The sequence below is a fragment of the Pradoshia eiseniae genome, assembly GCF_002946355.1.
GTDB classification, from domain to species: Bacteria; Bacillota; Bacilli; order Bacillales; family Pradoshiaceae; genus Pradoshia; species Pradoshia eiseniae.
The window spans coordinates 45,560-65,614 of record NZ_PKOZ01000011.1 but is presented as its reverse complement, the minus strand read 5'-3'; the positions used below and the strand labels follow the sequence as shown (position 1 = coordinate 65,614).

Genomic DNA, 20,055 nt, shown 5'->3' with positions numbered 1-20,055 from the left:
TTAAATATTGTAATAATGAAGAAATACATAATAAGTTAATTCAACATTTTTTTAAAAGTTGTAAATAATATTTAATTTTCTAACTTTTGCAATAAAAAAAGACCGTCCATGAGTATGAACGGTAGTTTAAAAACAGGTTCTTAGAATATATTAATATGCGCGATTTCCTCAACAACCTCCGGATTCACTAATGAAGACAAATCTCCCGGTTCCTCCTGCAAATAGGCTGATTTAATGACCCGTCTCATGACTTTCTGGTTCCTCGTCTTCGGCAGGTCTGAGAGGAAATAGATTTTCTTCGGCTTTAACGCTTTTCCGAGACCTTGCCCAATCATATGGACCAATTCCTCTTCAAGCTCCTTGCTCCCCTTGATATGCCCCGATAACACAGCAAAACAAAGGCAGGCTTCCCCTTTTATTGAATCTGGCACACCGATTGCGGCTGCTTCCACGACGTCTGGGTGCTTGACGAGGATGGACTCATATTCCGTCGGTCCTACGCGCTTGCCGGCAATATTCAGCGTGTCATCAGAACGACCCTTGATTTCCCAGAATTGCCCGTCAGTTTCTACCCAGTCACCGTGGACCCAATAGCCGTCATAGGTACTCCAGTAGGTATTTATGTAGCGCTCCGGCTCATTCCAGAACCCGTTCGTCATCCCGACCCACGGTCTTGTTAAACAAAGCTCGCCAACCTTATGCAGAACCGGTTCGCCATTTTCATCCAGGACTTTGACCTCCATCCCTGGCAAAGGCGTATTAAATGTTACCGGGGTGATGGGCTTCACGAGCACATTACCGAGGATTCCGCCAGAGATTTCGGTACCGCCGGAATAATTAATAATCGGGATTTTTCCTTTTCCCGCCTGGTTAAATAGCCATAGCCAAGGTTCAGGATTCCACGGCTCACCCGTCGAGGCGAACACCTTTAAGGAACGGAGATGATATCCTTCAAGCCAGCCTTCCCCCTTCGCCATTAAGGACCTGACCAAGGTTGGGGAGATGCCAAGCTGCGTGACATTCCACTTTTCAGCAAGCTTCCACAATCGGTCCGGCTCCGGATAGTCGGGCACACCATCATACATGACCATCGTCGCCCCGTTCATGAGGCTCGCGAACAGCTGAAATGGCCCCATCATCCAGCCCATATCCGTCACCCAAAGGAGCTTATCCCCCTCCACTAAATCCATGGCAATCCTGGCGTCGACAGCCGCCTTTATCGGAAACCCAGCATGCGTGTGCACGGTTCCTTTCGGCTTGCCCGTCGTCCCGGAGGTGTAGATAAGCATGAAGGGATCGTCACTATTCATGCGGACTGACTCTTTAAGGGAGCCCTTCGTCTCAAGCTCTGACCAATCCATGTACGGCGCCTCTAAATCCTTGCCGCCGACAACCACGATTGATTCCACATCCTGAAGGTCTGGCAGCGCGTTCTTGACGGTTTGCAGCATATCCACCCGCTTGCCGCGGCGGAGGAAGGATTCTGCGGTAATGATCATCTTCGCCCCTGCTGCATGAACCCGTGTCTTTAACGCTTCTTCTGCATAGCCGGAGAAAATCGGAGAGATGATGGCCCCAACCTTGGCTGAGGCAAGAATGGAGACAACGGCCTCTGGAATCATCGGCAAAAAGAGGGTAATGCGGTCACCCTTTTGAATGCCGGCTTGCTGCAAACCCGAGGCGACCCGGCTCACCCATTCATCGAGCTCCGCATAGCTGATTGTGCGTGAATCTCCTTGTTCACCCTCCCATTCAATGGCAGGGCGGTCCATATCCGCCCATTTCCCCAACGCCGTATCGATGAGATTGCATTCCCCTCCCACGTACCACTTAGGATGGGGAATCCCGTTCTCAAGGTTTAAAACCTTGTCATACGGTTTCTTCCAGACGAAGCCGAGCTCCTGTTCAACCGCCTTCCAAAACCATTCCGGCTCGTCAATCGACTTTTGGTAAAAGGCGTCATATTCAGGAATACCTAATTCCTTCATCCACTGCACGAGCCTTATCGAATTCACTGTCTTATCATCAGGTACCCATTTGGACAATTGCATGCCAAGTCCCTCCTGTTATACCGGATAAACCGGATGCTTTCTCTCCGTGAATACCTGATGCTTGCTTTCATAGAGTCGGAATCTTGTCGAAAGCTCACTGCGGAGGTTTTGCGGTTCCACAATCCCGTCAATAATCATCTCAGAAGCTAAACGGTAGAGATCAATATCTTCTTTATATTCCTCCCGTTTTTGCATGACGAAGGCTTGACGCTCCTCCTCGGGCAATGCCGCAATCTTATTGGCATATACCGCATTAACGGCAGCTTCTGGCCCCATAACCGCAATCGAGGCATTCGGCAATGCGAGACAGCAATCCGGCTCAAAGGCAGGACCAGCCATTGCGTAAAGACCCGCGCCATATGCCTTGCGGACAATAACAGAAATCTTCGGAACGGTCGCCTCACTCATCGCGGCAATCATCTTCGCCCCGTGGCGGATGATTCCTGCCTGCTCCACCTTCGTCCCAATCATGAAGCCTGGGATATCGGCGAGGAAAAGAAGCGGGATATGATAGGCATCACATAAATGGATGAATTTCGCCGCTTTATCCGCAGAATCATGGAAAAGCACACCGCCTTTCATGCGAGGCTGATTGGCAATGATACCGACCGGCTTTCCTTGCAGGCGAGCGAGCCCTGTGATCAGTTCAGGCGCAAACAGTTTTTTGATCTCACAAAAAGAATCCTCATCAATGATTCCTTTAATCAGATCATACATATCAAATGGGGCGTTCTGGTTTTTCGGAAGCAGCTCCTCAAGCGGTTTCGCTAATTGGGCTGCGGCTCTAGGACTTTCCGCTTTTGGCTTTTCTGTGTAATTGGCAGGGAAATAGGATAAATAGCGGCGGGCAAACGCGATGGCCTCCTCTTCGCTTTTCGCCAGCACATCCCCGCATCCGGACACAGAGCAATGCATTCTCGCACCGCCCATTTCCTCTAAAGAAACCTTCTCACCAATGACCATCTCTGACATACGCGGTGAGCCAAGGTACATGGAGGCATTGCCCTCAACCATGACGACGATGTCACAAAAGGCTGGTATATAGGCGCCCCCGGCAGCGGATGGACCAAATAAGAGACAGATTTGCGGCACTTTGCCGGACATTTTCACCTGGTTATAGAAAATGCGCCCCGCCCCGCGCCTGCCAGGAAACATCTCCACCTGGTCCGTGATACGCGCACCTGCCGAATCAACCAAGTACAGCAACGGGATTTGAAGCTTATCAGCAGTCTCCTGGATACGGATGATTTTCTCCACGGTCCTTGCACCCCATGAGCCGGCCTTAATGGTCGAGTCATTCGCCATGACCGCAACCGGCTGACCATTAATGGAACCAAGACCTGTCACTACACCATCAGCCGGCAAATCCTCCGCTTCGCAATTGGCGAAAAGAGCATCCTCTGATTCTAGTCCCTCATCAAGCAGAAGATTCAGCCTGTCGCGTACGAACAGCTTCCCTGCTTCCTTGTTTTTTTGGTGGTATTTCTCATTCCCGCCTTCCTTGATGCGGGCGATCCGCTCGTTCAAATCTGCTTGAATAGTATCCATGATTCATATCCTTCCTTTCGAGAGCTAGATTCCTCTATAAACAGGCTTCCTCTTTTCCTGGAATGCGCGCAAGCCCTCCAGACGGTCCTCTGTCGGAATGGTCAGCTGATAGCATTGATTCTCTATTTCTATTCCATGGGCAAGATTGGTATCAAGCCCGCTGGTAATCGCCTTCTTCGCTGCCTTAACAGCTATCGGCCCATTTGCAGCGATTTGGCCGGCCCATTCCAAGCCTGCCTTCATCGATTCTCCATTTGGCACGACCTCATTCACAAGGCCGATTTCTTTCGCTTCTTCCGCTGAAATGCGTTTACCTGTGAATATCAATTCCTTCGCCTTGGCGACTCCGACAATTCGCGGGAGGCGCTGCGTTCCGCCGGCACCGGGAATGATGCCAAGCGTCGTCTCTGTCAGGCCAAGCTTGGCTTCACTTACGGCAATTCGCAGATCGCACGCGAGCGCCAATTCAAGCCCGCCGCCAAAGGCAGACCCGTTCAGGCAGGCAATGGTCGGCTGTTGCAGCTCATCAATCAGATTGATCGTATCCTTAATCAAGGAGACCGCCTTTGGCACCTGTTCAGCCGGCAGCTCCCTTCTCTCCTTCAAGTCGGCTCCAGCCGAGAACACTCGATCCCCGCTGCCAGTAAAGATGATGCAGCGGATTTCTTCGTTATTCTTTATTTCCTGAAGGGTGGATTGCAATTCTTTTAGCAGGCTCATAGATAAGGCATTAGCCTGATTCGGCCTGTTGAGCCTGATGATGCGAACTCCTGTATCCTCACTCCATTGTTCAAGCACACTCATCTCTCCCTTCATCCTCTTCTCATCCTGTCAGTCAATGCGGGCGAGCACATCTCCCTCATTCACGAAATCCCCTTCGTTGACTAGCACCTCAGCAATCCGTCCATCCGCATCAGCCGCTATGGGAATCTCCATCTTCATCGACTCTAAAATGACAATATCATCCCCGCTTGTCACGTTATCCCCAACACCTACTTGAATCTTCCAAACGCTCCCTGCCATGCTTGCCTTAATCTCTTGTGCCATCTTTCTTCCTCCTATCCTTTTCGTTGTTTTTTCAGATGTGTGTCAATAAAGCTTGTATTCATGTCCCCGTTCTTGAAGGCCTCATGATTGATGATGTCTTGAAGAAGAGGAATATTGGTTTTAATCCCTTCTATTTTGTACGCCCGAAGCGCATCGGCAAGACCCATAATCGCATCATACCGGTCAGCCCCAGTGACAATGAGCTTCGCTAGCATCGGATCGTAAAAAGGACTGACCAAGCTCTGGCCATCTATCCCCATCTCATGGCGGATTCGCGGACCTTCCGAGAAGGAAAGCCTCGTAATCTGCCCTGGTGACGGATAAAAGGTCACAGGGTCCTCCGCATAGATTCTTACCTCAATCGAATGGCCGATAATGGTGACATCCTTCTGTCTGATGGAGAGCTCCTCCCCATAAGCGATGCGGATTTGTTCGGTCACGATATCAATGCCAGTGACCTCCTCGGTAACCGGATGCTCAACCTGAAGCCTCGTATTCATCTCAAGAAAGTAATAATTCTTCTCGGAATCCACGAGGAATTCTAATGTGCCGGCATTTTCATAGCCTAATTTTTTCACGGCACGGATCGCCGACTCGCCCATGTTGCGCCTCAGTTCCCCGTCCACAAATGGAGACGGCGCCTCCTCCACGACCTTTTGGTTGCGGCGCTGGATTGAGCATTCCCTCTCTCCTAAGTAAACGGCGTTGCCATGACGGTCAGCGAGCACCTGGATCTCGATATGACGGGCATTCTCGACTAATTTCTCGACGAACATTTCCCCGTTGCCGAAGAAGGATTCCGCCCGCTTTTGGTTGCCGGAGAAGGCCTTCTCAAGCTCGGCTGCATCATTGACTCTCTGCATGCCTATCCCGCCTCCGCCAGCGGATGCCTTCAGCATGACCGGATAACCGATTTGCTCTGCCGCACTAAGCGCATCCTCGACACTCACGGCTGCATCTGACAGGCCTGGGACGACCGGTACCCCAGCCTCCTCCATGATTTTGCGTGCCTTCGTCTTAATGCCCATCGCCTCAATGACTGAGGCAGAGGGTCCGATGAAGACAATTCCTTCCTCCTTGCACAAGCGGGCGAATGGCCCGCTCTCACTAAGGAACCCATAGCCTGGATGGATGGCCTCAGCTCCCTCTTCCTTGGCGATTTCTATGATTTTTGCCGCATTGAGGTAGCTCTCATTGACCCTTGGTCCGCCAAGAAGGCGGGCATGGTCGGCTTCCTTCACAAACGGTGCTTGCTGGTCCGCTTCTGAATAGACAGCGACCGATTCAATATTCAGCCTCCTGCAGGCACGGATGATGCGGGAGGCGATTTCACCTCGGTTAGCGATCAATATTTTCTTGAACATAATCTCCCCAGCTCCCTCCTATTGCGTCAATATTTCTGCTGATTTTTCACGAAGCTTGTATTTTTGGATTTTCCCAGAGGCTGTCATCGGGTACTCATCCGTAAATTCGATATAGCGAGGAATCTTAAAACGTGAAATCTTCCCTTCACAGTAGGCTCGCACATCCTCAGCTGTAAGGTCATGTCCATCCTTCGGGATGATCCACGCCATCAGCTCCTCCCCATATTTCTCATCCGGCACGCCAATGACCTGAACGTCCATGATTTGCGGATGCTGGTAGAGAAATTCCTCAATTTCGCGCGGGTAAATATTCTCCCCGCCGCGGATGATCATGTCCTTTAGCCTGCCTGTAATCGAGCAATAGCCGTTCTCATCCATGACAGCGAGGTCCCCCGTATGAAGCCAGCCGTCTGGCGTGATGGCTGCTGCGGTCGCGTGAGGGTCATTATAGTAGCCCTTCATCACATGATACCCTCGTGTGATGAGCTCCCCATGCTCGAGTCTTGGGACCTCCCTTTCCGTTCCCGGCTCGACGATTTTCACTTCAATATTTGGCATGGGCCGCCCGATGGAGGTTACGCGCAAATCAAGCGGGTCATCTGTCCTTGTCTGAGTGATGCCCGGTGAGGATTCCGTCTGCCCGAACACAATCGTCAGCTCTCTTGCCCCCATCCGCTCAACAACGCCCTTCATGACCTCAATCGGACAGGTCGAGCCTGCCATGATGCCCGTTCTAAGGGTCGATAGATTATAGCGGTCGAAATCCTCCAGGTTCATCTCGGCGATAAACATCGTCGGCACCCCGTGCAGGACCGTGCATTTCTCATCCTGGACAGTCTGGAGCACCCTGCGCGGATTGAATTCAAGAAGCGGCACCATCGCTGCGCCTGCCGATACGGCCGTCAGGGTGCCGAGCACGCAGCCAAAGCAATGAAAGAACGGGACAGGGATACACATTCGGTCCCTTTGCGTCAGCTTCATGCCCTCGGAGATATTGATGGCATTATTGACGATATTATAGTGCGAAAGCATGACCCCTTTCGGGAAACCAGTCGTTCCTGAGGTGTATTGCATATTGATCACGTCATCATGATGAAGGGATTTCTTGCGCTTACCTAGCTTGGCATCTGAGATTTGGCCAGCCATCTGCATGACATCCGCCCATGTGTATGTGCCTGGATACCGCGTTTCCCCGAGTACAATCACATTGCGCAAATGCGGGAATCTTTCAGATTTCAGCTCGCCTGGTTTGCTGTCTTTTAGCTCTGGAACGATTTCATACAAGGTCTCTATATACGAGTTGTCCTTAAAGCTCTCCTGCAGAATGAAGGTGCTGCTATCTGACTGGCGCAGCAGGTATTCAAGCTCACGTGCCCGATAGCTCGTGTTGACCGTCACGAGCACAGCTCCCATTTTTCCTGTGGCGAATTGGGCCGTCAGCCATTCAGGCTGATTGGTCGTCCAAACGGCCAGATGGTCGCCCTTTTCGATGCCGAGTGCCATAAACGCCTTTGCTGCTTCATTCGTCAGCTCATCAAACTCCTGATAAGTCAGGCGGATTCCAAGCTCGGGGTAAACGACGGCCTCCCTGCTGCCAAATTTCATCGTTACCTCTTCCAATAACCCTCCAACTGTTAACTCGACCAAATCTGCCATCACATCAATCCTCCTAATCTTTTATCCATACAGACTAGCAACCTAGCTGGCGGGATATGACAAGGCGCTGGATCTCTGATGTTCCCTCCCCGATTTCCATTAGCTTGATATCTCTCAAATAACGCTCTACCTCATATTCGCGCATATACCCGTTCCCGCCATGAATTTGGATGGCCTGATTACAGGTGCGAAAGCCCATTTCTGAAGCAAATAGCTTCGCATAGGCCGACTCCTTCGTAAATGGCTTTCCTTGATCCTTCAGCCAGGCAGCCTTCATCACCATATTCCGTGCCAGCTCAATCTCCATCGCCATATCTGCCAGCTTGAACTGGATGGCCTGGAACTTGGAGATGGACTGACCGAACTGGACCCTTTCCTTACTGTAAGCAAGCGCCCGGTCAAAGGCAGCCTGCGCGATGCCCACTGACAAAGCGGCAATTGAGATTCTGCCGCCGTCCAATGTGTAGAGGAATTGCTTGAACCCGCCGTCTGGGTCACCGAGCACATTCTCCTTCGGCACTCGAACATTTTCTAAGATGATTTCGCATGTGTTAGAGGCGCGCACCCCCATTTTTTCGTAATCGCTGCGAATGCTGACACCCTCTGCATCAGCCGGGACGATAAAGGCAGAGATGACCTTCTTGCCATTTTTCTCTTTTCCGGAGACAGCCGCTGTCACAGTGATGAAATCCGCAAAGGCGGCATTCGTGATCCAGCATTTCTCCCCGTTAATGATGTATTCGTCCCCTTCAAGCTTAGCTGTCGTCCGCGTGCCGCCGGCATCAGATCCGGCATTTGGCTCTGTTAAACCGAATGAGGCCAGTCCCTTCCCGCTCGCAAGCGGCGTCAAATACTTTTCCTTCTGTTCCTTCGTCCCGAAATAATAAATCGGGCTTGCCCCAAGTGAAACGGCCGCCGCATAGCTAAGTCCGCTTCCGCCGCAAGCACGGCCAATCTCCTCAACAGCCAGCGCATAGGAAATCGTATCCCCGCCTGAGCCGCCATATTCCTCCGGAAACGGAATGCCGAGCAGTCCAAGCTCTCCCATCTTCTTGAAAATATCCTCTGGGAAGCGTGATTCACGGTCGAGCTCAATTGCCAGCGGCTTCAATTCAGCCTGGGCGAAATCGCGCGCCAGTTCCTTGACCATTCGTTGTTCTGCCGATAATTCAAAATCCATATCCTAACCTCCATCATTTAAGACCGACTGGTTGGTCTGCCTTTTGTGTTTGTAAGCGCTTTACTTTTGTCCAAAAAATAAAAGGAATACGTTTCCTTCGCTTCTTCCGTCAATAGGGCATGCATAATGAAATCCGTGAATATATCCGCAATCTCCTCAATCGAGCGTTCCCCGTTTCGCTGATACCATTTGGATGTCCAATTGACGATGCCTAAAATGGCCATACCACTAATATCAAACGGGATTTCCCTTCTAAATTCGCCGCTCGCCTGACCGCTCGCAATGACCTCATTGATGAGCAGGCGATACTCATCGCGCTTCACCTTGATGAGCTGGTCGAGCTCTGGCTTCAAATACTTGCTCTCTTGATAAAATACGGATATATGGGGCTGATACAAATCAAATACTCTTGCAAATGAATGAATGATCTGAGCTAATTTCGCTGCTGGGGTCTGACAAGTACGATTGGCTTCTTTCGCTTTTGCCAATACATAGGAGATAAACGTGTCATGGATGGAAAATAGAAGATCGTCCTTAGAACGATAATGATGATAAAAACCGCCCTTTGAAGTACCGCTCGCCTCCACTATGTCATTGACGGTGACACCATGAAAGCCATGCTTTTCAAAAAGCATGAGAGATGTGGCAAGAATCCGTTCTTTAAGCTGCGAGACCACCACCTCCATATGGTAAATGTTTACAAGTTCGATTCTAACGCACGTTTTTCCTTTCTGTCAAATACAATCTAATAAAGGCTTTTACTCTCCTTAAATGGACTACTTCCTGATCATTCTCATCCCCTTTTCCTGCTTATTAAGATTAAGTAAAAAGACTCTTTCTTTACTTTGGCATTCACGCATAAAATATTCATAAGGGATTTTCGAACACATCGAGCTAATAATTTATAAATATACTATTAGAGGGGCATTCCATACTGCCTCACTTGGAAAAGGAGGTCTTCATGAATACTGGTTTAGCTGCCGTTTTCATTGTCCTATCAACCCTGTGGATTGTCTCCCACTATGTCAATAAAATCCCATTAGACCATTATGCTTCAAATCCCATCAAATTATATTTAATACGAGCAGGCATAGGAATCGTTCCTGCCTTCCTTTTATCTGGGCTTCTTTATTATTTATTGACCATATGGATTCATTGATCAGAGAGTGTTAGCTAAGCTGCACTCTCTTTTTTTATTGGCTCGTGAATGCCATTTTGACTCCCCAGACAAGATTTAGGTCCAGAACATTCCCGGATTTTGGAAGGTCACCATCCTTAACCTGTTGCCCATATTCTAGATAGGAATATATCGTTTTTTCAGAATAGTTAATTTGTAGTATACTAGATTTGAAAGGGCATACATCTAGGAGGGATTGGATATGAATATGAAGCTATTAGAAAACAAAGTGGCCATTATAACTGGAAGTGGAGCGGGAATTGGAAAAGAAATAGCCACTGCCTATGCACAAGAGGGAGCGAAAGTGGTCATTGCCGATTTTAACGAGGAAGTTATGAATGCGACCGTGAAAGAACTGACTGGTGCCGGGCTTACGGCGATGGGCGTCAAAGTCAATGTTTCAAATGAAGAGGATGTACAGCACATGGTCAAAGAATCTATCGCGAAATTCGGACGTGTAGATATCTTAGTAAATAACGCTGGTGTCGGTGATAATATGCAGGCGGCCGCTAATGTGCAGGATGATGTCTGGAATCGTGTCATGGACATCAATGTAACCGGTGTCATGCGATGCATGCGCTCTATTCTCCCGCATTTCGAAGAAAACGGCGGCGGCACTATCGTAAATATGGCCTCTCTTGCTGGTGTCATGGGCGGCCGCGGCGGCTTGACCTATACGGCAGCTAAGCATGCTGTTGTCGGGATGACCAAAAACGTTGCATCTCACTACGGCCCGCTCAATATCCGTGCCAATGCGATTGCCCCGGGCCATGTCGTGACAGGATTCAATGCCAAAATGACCAATATCGATCCATTTGGCATGAAGCAGGCAACCCGCGGAACAAGCATGATGACAAAGGCTGGAACACCCGCCGATGTCGCTCATATCGCCCTCTTCCTAGCTTCTGATCAATCCCATTTAATTAACGGGGTTACGATTACGGCAGATGGCGGCTGGAGTGCTTACTAAGATAGCAGGTTTGTTCCAACTAATGATAAAGTCCGCCATTTTGAGGGGCTTTTCTGAACAATGATATATAAACAAACAAGGCAGCGAACCCACATCAATTGTCGGTTTTCCTGCCTTGCTTCTATTTAATCCAAGTAACCATCCCTACTTTACGCGCTCAACCTTACAAGATGCAGAGGTGCCACGGCCTTCCGTTACTTTTACTAGTTTAGGAAAACTAACTTGGCTGGCCTTTTTGCTCAGGAGAGTTATTCTTTTCTCGCCTTCGGCTTTAACGAAGCATTTCGCATGATTGGATAAGTAACTAGCAATGCTATGATACCAGATAAACCAATTAAAGAAATGAGCTTCATTTTTAAAGCAGCTAAATCCAGTTCCATAAACCAGTCCATGCTAGTAGTCAAATAACCACCATAATACAGAAACATCGTCACCAATGACAGCAGCATAAGAGCGAACAAGCTTTTGCGCGTTCCCAATCTAAACTTGATACTGTACAGCAAGAAAGAAATACCCAAAAGAAACAGAACAAACATGAGATCAATCCATAGATACGTCAAGAAATGATAGTCATTTACTAAGAATAATCCAAGTTGAAAGATATTTGAATCAATATCCCATTGCTGGAATACAGCTTTTAACAAACCATGCAATCCATTTACAAATAAAATACTTAAAACAACACTTACTAAACCAACACTATAGAACACTTTGAGGAATTGTGTCCTTGTGCTGCCCAACCCGATTGCTATGGGGTACAGCGACTTAAAACCGGCAATCGCGAAAATTGGAGCAAAGAAATAAGCTGGACCTGTTATCGATACGACTGTTTCATCCCCAAGTCCAAATAAATACCCAATAAGGAGCCAAACTAATGTTATGGGAATCGTAATATATAGAAATAAAAGCTTTCCGAAAAACCATAGGGAATCCTCAGACACTAATCGCACCGTCCCGTATAAAGAATTCATCCCTATACTGCCTCCTCTGTTTTATTTAGCAAATAATCTTGAAGCTTTGCTTTTTCAATCGAGAGTCCGTGTGAGGAGGCTAATTCTCTCCACTCATCATTATATGGAACATCCATCATCACTTTCATATTTGAACCTAGTCTGGATACTTCTAATGGTTTTTGTCCCTTTAAGATTCTCTCTACCTTGACTTTTTCGCCTGCCAACCAGACTCCATGTTCTCTTATGTCATCAATCGATTCCTGCATGAGGACTTTTTTATCATGTATGACAATAAGTGATTCGCATAAAGTCTGTATTTCTTCGATATGATGAGTCGATAAAAGGATTAATCGCGGATGCATTTCATGGCTTTCCCGCAAAGACTGATTCATTTTCTTCCGCATGCTTGCATCCAATCCATTACTCGGTTCATCGAGAATGGTAATTTCCGCATGACTAGAAAGGCCAATGATAAACTGCAGAGCGGACTTCATTCCCTTTGACAGCTTAGAAATTCTCTTCCTTTCATTCAGTTGAAAGGTCTTTAATAGTCGTTGAGCTAAATCCTCATCCCAATTGGCATAATAATAACTGGCAATCCTTAACGCATCTCTCACATTCCAAATAGAACTAAATGGATGATCCTCTTGCATATAACATACATGTTGGACAGCCTCTGGATGGTTATATGGAGCCATACCCAGAATTTCAACTATTCCTTTGTCCGGCCTTTCATGTCCTGCAAGAAGTTTCATTAGTGTTGTTTTCCCCGCTCCATTGCGACCCCAAATGGCGATGATTTCAGGTTCCTTTTCACTGAAAGAAATATCCTTAAGTGCTAATGCGTTCCCATAACCATAGGTAACGTTCTCCACTCGAATCATTTCTCACCCTCCTCTTTGATTAATTCGATGACTTGATCAACACTCATCCCCAACCGATTTCCTTCTTCTAGCAATGGCCAAATATATTCCTTCTTGTACTGCTTTTTCCTCTCATTTAATAATTTTTCTTTGGCACCTTCCACAACAAACATGCCAATTCCACGCTTTTTGTATATGATTTCTTCATCAGCTAACGTTTGCAGTCCTTTCCTTACTGTCGCTCGATTGATGTTATAAAAGCTGGAAAGTTCATTTTCTGATGGGACTCTTTCCCCTTCCATTACGATTCCTTCGATAATGTTATTACGTATAATTTGGGCAATTTGCTGAAATATGGGCAGCGACTCATCTAATACTGGCTTCAATAGGAATACTCCTTCCTTATCTCTGTTCAATCCATGCGGAGTATTTGTTCGGTTGATTACCCCTGTAACCAACTATACAATGCCTATATCTAATTTGTAAATATTTTCCGTTCGACAAATTCCCTTGCAAAATTCATCCAAACAACATGTGCCAACTGCATAGAAAAAAACACTGATATCCGTCATTAATCGAACAGAATCAGTGTTTCTTTTATTATTTGGCGAGGAAAGCAGAAACAGATTAGTCTTTATGTTTCACTCGCAAATTCATGGATAAAAAGCTGATCAACAGTGGTACCTAATACCATGGCAATGTTAAAGGCTAATTGCAAAGTGGGATCGTACTTATCATTCTCAATCGCATTGATGGTTTGTCTGGAAACATGGCAACGTTTGGCCAGCTCGTCTTGTGATAGCTTGGCTGATTTTCTTAACTCTCTAATATGATTTTTCATTTCAAAAACTTTTGACATTTCCGAAATAAAACGAGGCTTCCCATCAGGATAGAAACCTGATAGAAAGCCCCCATTTTCCATTCACATCGCTGGATCGGTATTTTTCACTCCCGCTCTGACAAGTGCCTTCGTCTTCAGCATCGCAATCGATAAAATCATCATGATCACCCCGGTAAAGATAAGGATCCACTTAATATCAATAACGTCTGCTAACGGACCGAAAAGAACCATGCCCATCGGCATCATCGAGGAAGATATCATGCTGAATAAGCCAAACACACGGCCTATGTAAGCTGGGTCGATAGTTTCCTGCAGCATCGTCATCGTTGGCGTGTTAAAGATTGGCATCGCGATGCCGCAAATGGCCATGACGACCACATAAATCATGAAATTAGGCACAAGGCCAAATAACATTGTACACAAGCCGAACACTGCCGCACCAAGCACCATCGTATGGACGCGGTTATGGAATCCCTGCCATGCTGCAATAATGGCTCCTCCAATCATCATCCCAACGGAAAAGGTCAGCTCAATCGCTGTCAGCCGCCAAACATCTCCGCCGAACACACGTGTTACCTGGAGCGGAGTCAAAAACGATGCGGGCGCCATCAAGAAAAATAGAATCGAGAAATAAATAAAGAACCACTTAAGATAGCCCGAGGACTTCACATAGCGCAGACCCGCCGTGAAATCAGCCAAATAGCCCATGCTAGCCGTTTCATTTCTCACATGCTTCAGCTTTAAAAAGAACATGATTACAATCGCAATCAACGCTGTCACGACATCAACAAAAAGAATCATTTCTAAAGTCGTAATCGACAGCAACGCCGCACTTATTAAAGGTGCTCCGAAGAAAATCATCGATTGAATCGTCCCATTAATCCCATTCACCCTCATTAGTTTCTCTTCTGGAACGATTTGCGGCAATACCGCCCCGACCGCCGGTGTCTGGATACCCGCTCCAATTGCGCGGATCGTCACGACAATAAACAGCAGCCAAATGTGTTGAATCCCGCTCAAAAACAAAATCGCCAAAATCAAAGTGGCAATCGAAATTCCTCCATCTGCGCTGATAATCAGCTTTTTCCGATTATATCGGTCCGCCCACACCCCTGCAAAAGGCGACAGGAAGAATGTAGGCAAAAAGCCGCAAATGATATAAAACGTCATGATTAAGCCCGATTGCGTCGTTAGCGTCAGATGCCACATAATCGCGTATTGCACGATTGACGAACCAAACATGGACACACCTTGGCTCGACAAGAATAATACAGCCTGCCTTTTCCAATTTTGCATTCGTTTCCACCATTCCTTATCTATTTGGTTAAGCATATCATCTGCCAAAATGATTATGCAGGATATCTATCCGAAAAACCAATTTTATATCTTATTCCATTTAATTAGTCCTATATTCAAGAACGATCGAAAAGTATTTGACAAAAAAGCAAGTCAAATGAAATAAGCTTGGGATATCCCAAGCTCATTGTTCAGGTTCTAGATGATTACTCACCCACCATACCGTCATTATCATTATCACGCATATAAGGGTATAACCAATGGTCTCTCGTAATCGGCATGCTGAATCCTGCATCCTTTGCTTCCTTAATCGTCACCTGTCCATTCCCATTTGTATCAACACTGGAAAGGTCTCCGCTTGTGCTTGAACTAGTTGATGCAGAAGGTTTACTGTCCGTTGATTCAGAGGGCTTGCTCTCTGTTAAACCAAGAGATTCGTTCACTTCATCCGGGTTCACATTGTCAAAGGTATCAACAACCTTGTTTCCCCTTACCGTATACGTATACTGATAGCTTGAAGGAATCTGCGTTTTCGTATTTGGATATTTGATAATCGCTTCAAAATCAGTGGCTCCGCCTGCCTTGCGGATCACGTCTTCCATATAGGCCTGGTCACCATGTCGGTTGAGCGTACTATCCTGCGGGGTAATATTATACGCATTGGATACCCCTCCGAGGGAATCAGCAATGATATGTCCTTCATCTAAGTCGCTTCGTTCGACACCAGGAACCTTGGCCTCATCAGAATAGTATCTGCCAGACGATGTGACAGGTTCACTGCTGTCATCTTGCAGAATGATTTCGTCAGCAACGACACGCACTAGTTGCCCGTGTTCATTCGTAAATGCCCAGTATTCACGGTCCCCAAACCCAATGTCAACAACGACGTTAGGCTGACGATATCCGGATAAATTGCCGCCGTCCACTTCAATACGTTTGTACCCTGCGAACAGGTCATCATTTTGTTGCGCTGGTGTTTCCTCTTTTTGCGGCTCTTCAGTTGGTTCTTCTTTTGGTTCTTCAGTAACGGTCGTTTCAGTTTCTTCCTTTTGACTCGTTTCATTTGTGTCAACGGTCGTTTCTTCTTGTGGCTGTGTTTCTACATCTTTTGTGGATGCAGTGTCTGTATCTGTACAACCCACTATAAGAACGGTTGATAAAAGTAAAGCTATAAAGGTATAAATCTTTTTCATGTTCAAATTCTCCCGTAATAGTTTCTATTTCAATATAAAATTAAAAATGTAAATAATCCAAATGCTAAATGAGAAACCCATTCATATGTTTTTACTATTAATACTCTACAAAACGAAACTACTTCATGCAGAGGTTCATATTTCTGTCCCATTATCATGTTAGGAAAAGTCAACTGCCTTACCTGCAAGCATATGTCCAATACCGCCAAAGGCCATTTCAGTTATTGATTCTGGCTCTGATATTCTCTTAAAATAGCTTAAACCACTTCCAAGTAATCAGGACCAGGTCATTTACTATACCCCCTTCACTTATCTTTTTCAATAAACAAAATAAAAACCACTCTTGCATTCTACGTTTACATGAAAACGCATATGATGATTGTCTAACCTTTTATTTCGTTCAATAATTCACATAGTATTATTCGTGAAATGGTTAATTTGACTCCTACCATCTATTTTAACAAATGTTGCAGCTACACTTGAAGTCATACCATCATTTTTCTTCAGCGAAAAATAAATCTTGATAAATTTCCTTTCACCTAGTAAACTATTCAAAGTGTGCTTCTTTTACAAACGAATAATAATAACCTGTATAACCTCAGAATATGGCGTGAGGGTCTCTACCAGGAACCATAAAGTCCTGACTACAGAAAATGAACAATTTCATTTTTTGCAGTCAGGACTTTTTTATTTTCATACTGAAAGGATGTTTTAAAACCAATGAATTTAAAAGTAATAATTCTAGCGATATCAGCGGTTGCGGTTGGATTGGTCGAACTGATTATCGGCGGGGTTCTGCCAAATATCGCGGATGATTTAAATGTTTCCTTGAGCTCGGCCGGACAGCTTATCACGGTCTTTGCCCTTATTTATGCGATCGCCGGACCCGTGTTATTGGTCATGACAAACAAATACGACCGTAAAAAGGTGTACCTTATTTCCATGGCGATCTTCTTCCTTGGCAATATTATGACCTACTTCAGCCCGAACTACACCATCATGATGATTGCCCGTGTATTAACGGCGATGAGCACGGCATTGATTATGGTCCTATCCTTAGTCATCGCTGCCAGAGTCGTTTCTCCGGCACACCGGGCAAAGGCCATCGGTCTTGTCGTAATGGGGATCAGCTCATCACTTGTAATGGGTGTTCCGCTCGGAATCTTGATCTCGGAGCAATTCGGATGGCGTATCCTTTTCCTTGGAATTGCCATTCTTTCGATTGTTTCGTTTATGCTCGTCTCGATTTTCCTGGAATCCATTCCTGGGGAAAAAGCGATGCCTCTGTCACAGCAATTAAAAGCGGTAGCAAGTCCGAAAATCGGCAGTGCCCATCTGGCGACCATGTTTGTGCTCGCAGGACATTACACGATTTATGCCTACTTCACGCCGTTCCTTGAGTCGGTGATGAATCTGGATGCCAAATGGATCAGTATCTTCTACTTCTTATTCGGGATCGCGGCAGTAAGCGGCGGCGCATTGGGAGGCACGCTCTCTGACACGATTGGTTCGAAAAAAAGTATCATTATCCTCATCGCGTCATTTGCGGTCGTGCTGTTCCTATTGCCATTCACAACCTTCTCCATGGTTGTCTTCATCCCTGTGATGCTGATTTGGGGAGCGCTCAGCTGGAGTCTATCACCGCCGCAGCAAAGCTATTTAATCGAAACAGACCCAGCCACCGCTGATATTCAGCAAAGCTTCAACAACTCAGCCCTGCAAATTGGGATTTCCCTCGGATCCGGGTTTGGCGGTATCGTATTAAACCAGACGGGCTCTGTGACACACACAGCTTGGTATGGAGGCGCGGTTGTTCTTGTTGCGCTCGCTTGTGCGGTGTTCTCAATCACACGTAAGACGAAAGTGAGACAAGAGAATGTGAAGGCTTCTGAGTTAAAAGAATCGAATGCTTGATAATATTCAAATTGAAGGGTTCCATGAGTCTTGATGACTTATGGAGCCCTTTTTTCATGAAGACTCATCTTGATTCATTCAATAGAGCCTCTTATTAAGGGGTATTCCTTATTATTCACCTGTTTCTGTATGGCAGAATTGAGTTAACAGAAGCAATCACAAACACAGCTTTACCCGAAAACAAATTAAAAAGCCTCCCACAAGTTCAACACCGAACTCATGAGAAGCCATTTATCCTATCCTATAGCATTTTTTCAACCACAGCTTTTGCGGTTTGCTCTTTATTATAAATTGATTCCTTGTTTGTTCCTTTAAAATAAGCAAAATAAAGGAGATCTAAGAGATATAGCTGTGAAATTTTCGCCGTCAGGCTCCCGCCTTGGAGGGGGCCTTCATTCGCGCCGCATAATAAGGTGATATCTGAATAATAGGTAAGATTCGATTTAGCAAATCTTGTGATGGAGATAATGGTAGCTCCCTTTTCTTTGGCCGTCTTCGCAATTTCAATCGTATCCTTTGTGGACCCGGAATAGGAAATCACAATGGCGACATCCTTTTCCGTTAACAGCGAAGCGGACATGCTTTGAAGATGGGAATCAATCGAGCATTCCGTTTTGTTCGTGATTCTCATAAACTTGCTTTTCGCTTCCAATGCTGTCACTAATGATGAGCCAACGCCAAAGAAATGAATCCGTTCTGCCTTAATCATGCTCTCAGCAGCCCTTTGGATATCCTTCTCTTCTATAAGATTATAGGTTTCCGTCAAAGCATTTATATTGGTCGATAATATTTTAGACGATAATTCCGGTATCGTATCCTGCATCGTAATTTGACTAGACAGCTGCGGGGTTTCATCCTCTAAAGAGACACTGTGAGCCAAAACAATTTTAAACTCCTGGTATCCTTTTAAATCCATCGATTTGCAGAATCTGAAAACACTTGATTCGCCCACACAGCAGGCATCCGCTAAATCGGTTATCGACATATAAAGGACATCTTTTGCGTTGGCAAGGATGTAATCTGCCACTTTTTTTTCTGTGTTCGTGAATGTAGTGTACCTTGAATGAATGAGCGAATAGATATCTTGGTATGCCATTTATGCACCTCCCCTGCTATTTCTTAGTTTCGATGGAGGGATGCTGCCCCAAGAACGCCAGCTTTATTGCCAAGAACAGCTCTTATGATTTGAACGTCTGAATAACTCTCCATGATGAGCTCCTTGACTTTCTTATCCACCATATCCACCAGTTTTTCTTGTTCCATGATTCCTCCGCCGATAATGATAGCGGAAGGGTTAAATATATGAATTAACGATGTCAGGCCTAGCGACACCTCAGTCACCCAGTCATCTAGAAGAGGCTCTAATCTTGTATCCCCTTGATCAATAGCTTGGAAAATCGCTTTGCCATTCGTTAATTCCTTATCTATTTCAGCTGCTTTTCTCACCAAAGCGGTGGTCGAGGCATAGGTCTCATAGCATCCGCTTCTTCCACAGTTACAGGGATTGCCTTGAGGATGGGTAATCATATGGCCAAACTCTGCTGCAATGCCATTATACCCTCTATAAATTTGGGAATTCAATACAATTGCTCCCCCAATCCCTGTGCCAAAGGTTAAACAGAGGAAATCATCATACGGTTTCCCTCCCCCAAAATAACCCTCCCCAATTGCGGCAGCATTGGCATCATTCTCAACCAAAACCGGAACCTGGAATTCACGCTCAAGGATTTCTTTTAATTTCGTCCCCGTATATCGGGGAATATTATCATTGGCATATAAAATAGATCCGTCTTCCACATTGACCTGTCCGGCCGTGCTGATGCCAATTCGGTCAAAGCTGGGATTCTCAGCTATAAATTGAATCAATTTTTCGACTAAATGCTTGCCGCCAAGTTTACTATTATATGAATATTCACGGAAACTGGCTAGATTTCCATGATCATCGGCTAGGCCAATTTTGATCGCTGTCCCTCCAATGTCCACTCCTAATATCTTCATTTGC

General features: G+C 46.2%; 19 protein-coding genes and 1 riboswitch. Of the genes, 3 read left to right on the top strand and 16 right to left on the bottom strand.

What is annotated here, in order from left to right:
* Positions 1-140: 140 nt before the first annotated feature.
* Genes CYL18_RS15020 through CYL18_RS14985 form a run of 8 tightly spaced genes read right to left on the bottom strand, consistent with a single transcriptional unit; the run spans position 141 to position 9,532 of the window.
* Positions 141-2,051: an AMP-binding protein gene (locus CYL18_RS15020; protein WP_104850340.1), complete on the bottom strand. Its 1,911-nt coding sequence runs from the start codon at positions 2,049-2,051 to the stop codon at positions 141-143.
* A 15-nt stretch (positions 2,052-2,066) separates the two neighbouring features.
* Positions 2,067-3,599: an acyl-CoA carboxylase subunit beta gene (locus CYL18_RS15015; protein ID WP_104850339.1), complete on the bottom strand. Its 1,533-nt coding sequence runs from the start codon at positions 3,597-3,599 to the stop codon at positions 2,067-2,069.
* Positions 3,600-3,623: 24 nt separating this feature from the next.
* Positions 3,624-4,415, bottom strand: coding sequence for an enoyl-CoA hydratase (locus CYL18_RS15010; RefSeq protein WP_407984573.1), 792 nt, complete (start codon positions 4,413-4,415; stop codon positions 3,624-3,626).
* 15 nt (positions 4,416-4,430) lie between these two features.
* On the bottom strand, positions 4,431-4,646 hold the full coding sequence (locus CYL18_RS15005) for an acetyl-CoA carboxylase biotin carboxyl carrier protein subunit (RefSeq protein ID WP_104850338.1): 216 nt from the start codon (positions 4,644-4,646) through the stop codon (positions 4,431-4,433).
* 11 nt (positions 4,647-4,657) lie between these two features.
* On the bottom strand, positions 4,658-6,010 hold the full coding sequence (locus tag CYL18_RS15000) for an acetyl-CoA carboxylase biotin carboxylase subunit (RefSeq protein ID WP_104850337.1): 1,353 nt from the start codon (positions 6,008-6,010) through the stop codon (positions 4,658-4,660).
* Positions 6,011-6,028: 18 nt separating this feature from the next.
* Positions 6,029-7,666 carry an AMP-binding protein gene (locus CYL18_RS14995; protein WP_104850336.1) on the bottom strand — a complete coding sequence of 546 codons (1,638 nt, stop codon included), beginning with the start codon at positions 7,664-7,666 and terminating at the stop codon, positions 6,029-6,031.
* Between the two features lie 34 nt (positions 7,667-7,700).
* Positions 7,701-8,846, bottom strand: a complete 1,146-nt coding sequence (locus tag CYL18_RS14990; protein WP_104850335.1) for an acyl-CoA dehydrogenase family protein — start codon at positions 8,844-8,846, stop codon at positions 7,701-7,703.
* A gap of 17 nt (positions 8,847-8,863) precedes the next feature.
* Positions 8,864-9,532 carry a TetR/AcrR family transcriptional regulator gene (locus tag CYL18_RS14985; RefSeq protein WP_104850334.1) on the bottom strand — a complete coding sequence of 223 codons (669 nt, stop codon included), beginning with the start codon at positions 9,530-9,532 and terminating at the stop codon, positions 8,864-8,866.
* A gap of 275 nt (positions 9,533-9,807) precedes the next feature.
* Between CYL18_RS14985 and CYL18_RS14980 the strand changes: the two genes are divergently transcribed.
* Both CYL18_RS14980 and CYL18_RS14975 read left to right on the top strand, forming a co-directional pair.
* The gene (locus CYL18_RS14980) at positions 9,808-10,005 is read left to right on the top strand and encodes a hypothetical protein (protein WP_104850333.1); all 198 of its coding nucleotides are present in this window, start codon (positions 9,808-9,810) and stop codon (positions 10,003-10,005) included.
* A gap of 220 nt (positions 10,006-10,225) precedes the next feature.
* Positions 10,226-10,993, top strand: coding sequence for a glucose 1-dehydrogenase (locus CYL18_RS14975; RefSeq protein ID WP_330847600.1), 768 nt, complete (start codon positions 10,226-10,228; stop codon positions 10,991-10,993).
* Between the two features lie 248 nt (positions 10,994-11,241).
* Here the strand turns inward: CYL18_RS14975 and CYL18_RS14970 are convergent, their stop codons facing one another.
* The 6 genes from CYL18_RS14970 to CYL18_RS14945 all read right to left on the bottom strand — a co-directional run bounded on the left by CYL18_RS14970 (position 11,242) and on the right by CYL18_RS14945 (position 16,139).
* The gene (locus CYL18_RS14970; protein WP_104850332.1) at positions 11,242-11,964 is read right to left on the bottom strand and encodes a hypothetical protein; all 723 of its coding nucleotides are present in this window, start codon (positions 11,962-11,964) and stop codon (positions 11,242-11,244) included.
* 2 nt (positions 11,965-11,966) lie between these two features.
* Positions 11,967-12,830: an ABC transporter ATP-binding protein gene (locus tag CYL18_RS14965; RefSeq protein WP_104850331.1), complete on the bottom strand. Its 864-nt coding sequence runs from the start codon at positions 12,828-12,830 to the stop codon at positions 11,967-11,969.
* Entirely contained in the window at positions 12,827-13,195 is a 369-nt protein-coding gene (locus CYL18_RS14960; RefSeq protein ID WP_104850330.1) for a GntR family transcriptional regulator, read from the bottom strand. The genes CYL18_RS14965 and CYL18_RS14960 overlap by 4 nt, the downstream gene beginning before the upstream one ends.
* Before the next feature lie 248 nt (positions 13,196-13,443).
* Positions 13,444-13,650: a helix-turn-helix transcriptional regulator gene (locus tag CYL18_RS14955; RefSeq protein WP_104850375.1), complete on the bottom strand. Its 207-nt coding sequence runs from the start codon at positions 13,648-13,650 to the stop codon at positions 13,444-13,446.
* A gap of 81 nt (positions 13,651-13,731) precedes the next feature.
* Positions 13,732-14,946: an MFS transporter gene (locus CYL18_RS14950; protein ID WP_104850329.1), complete on the bottom strand. Its 1,215-nt coding sequence runs from the start codon at positions 14,944-14,946 to the stop codon at positions 13,732-13,734.
* Between the two features lie 206 nt (positions 14,947-15,152).
* The gene (locus CYL18_RS14945) at positions 15,153-16,139 is read right to left on the bottom strand and encodes a DNA/RNA non-specific endonuclease (protein WP_146102852.1); all 987 of its coding nucleotides are present in this window, start codon (positions 16,137-16,139) and stop codon (positions 15,153-15,155) included.
* A gap of 568 nt (positions 16,140-16,707) precedes the next feature.
* A riboswitch (purine riboswitch) is annotated at positions 16,708-16,806 on the top strand.
* 53 nt (positions 16,807-16,859) lie between these two features.
* Between CYL18_RS14945 and CYL18_RS14940 the strand changes: the two genes are divergently transcribed.
* Entirely contained in the window at positions 16,860-18,053 is a 1,194-nt protein-coding gene (locus CYL18_RS14940) for an MFS transporter (RefSeq protein WP_104850328.1), read from the top strand.
* Between the two features lie 241 nt (positions 18,054-18,294).
* Here the strand turns inward: CYL18_RS14940 and CYL18_RS14935 are convergent, their stop codons facing one another.
* Together CYL18_RS14935 and CYL18_RS14930 are read right to left on the bottom strand one after the other, a co-directional pair.
* Positions 18,295-19,149, bottom strand: a complete 855-nt coding sequence (locus CYL18_RS14935) for a MurR/RpiR family transcriptional regulator (protein ID WP_104850327.1) — start codon at positions 19,147-19,149, stop codon at positions 18,295-18,297.
* Between the two features lie 23 nt (positions 19,150-19,172).
* Entirely contained in the window at positions 19,173-20,051 is an 879-nt protein-coding gene (locus CYL18_RS14930; protein WP_104850373.1) for an ROK family protein, read from the bottom strand.
* Between the last annotated feature and the right edge of the window lie 4 nt (positions 20,052-20,055).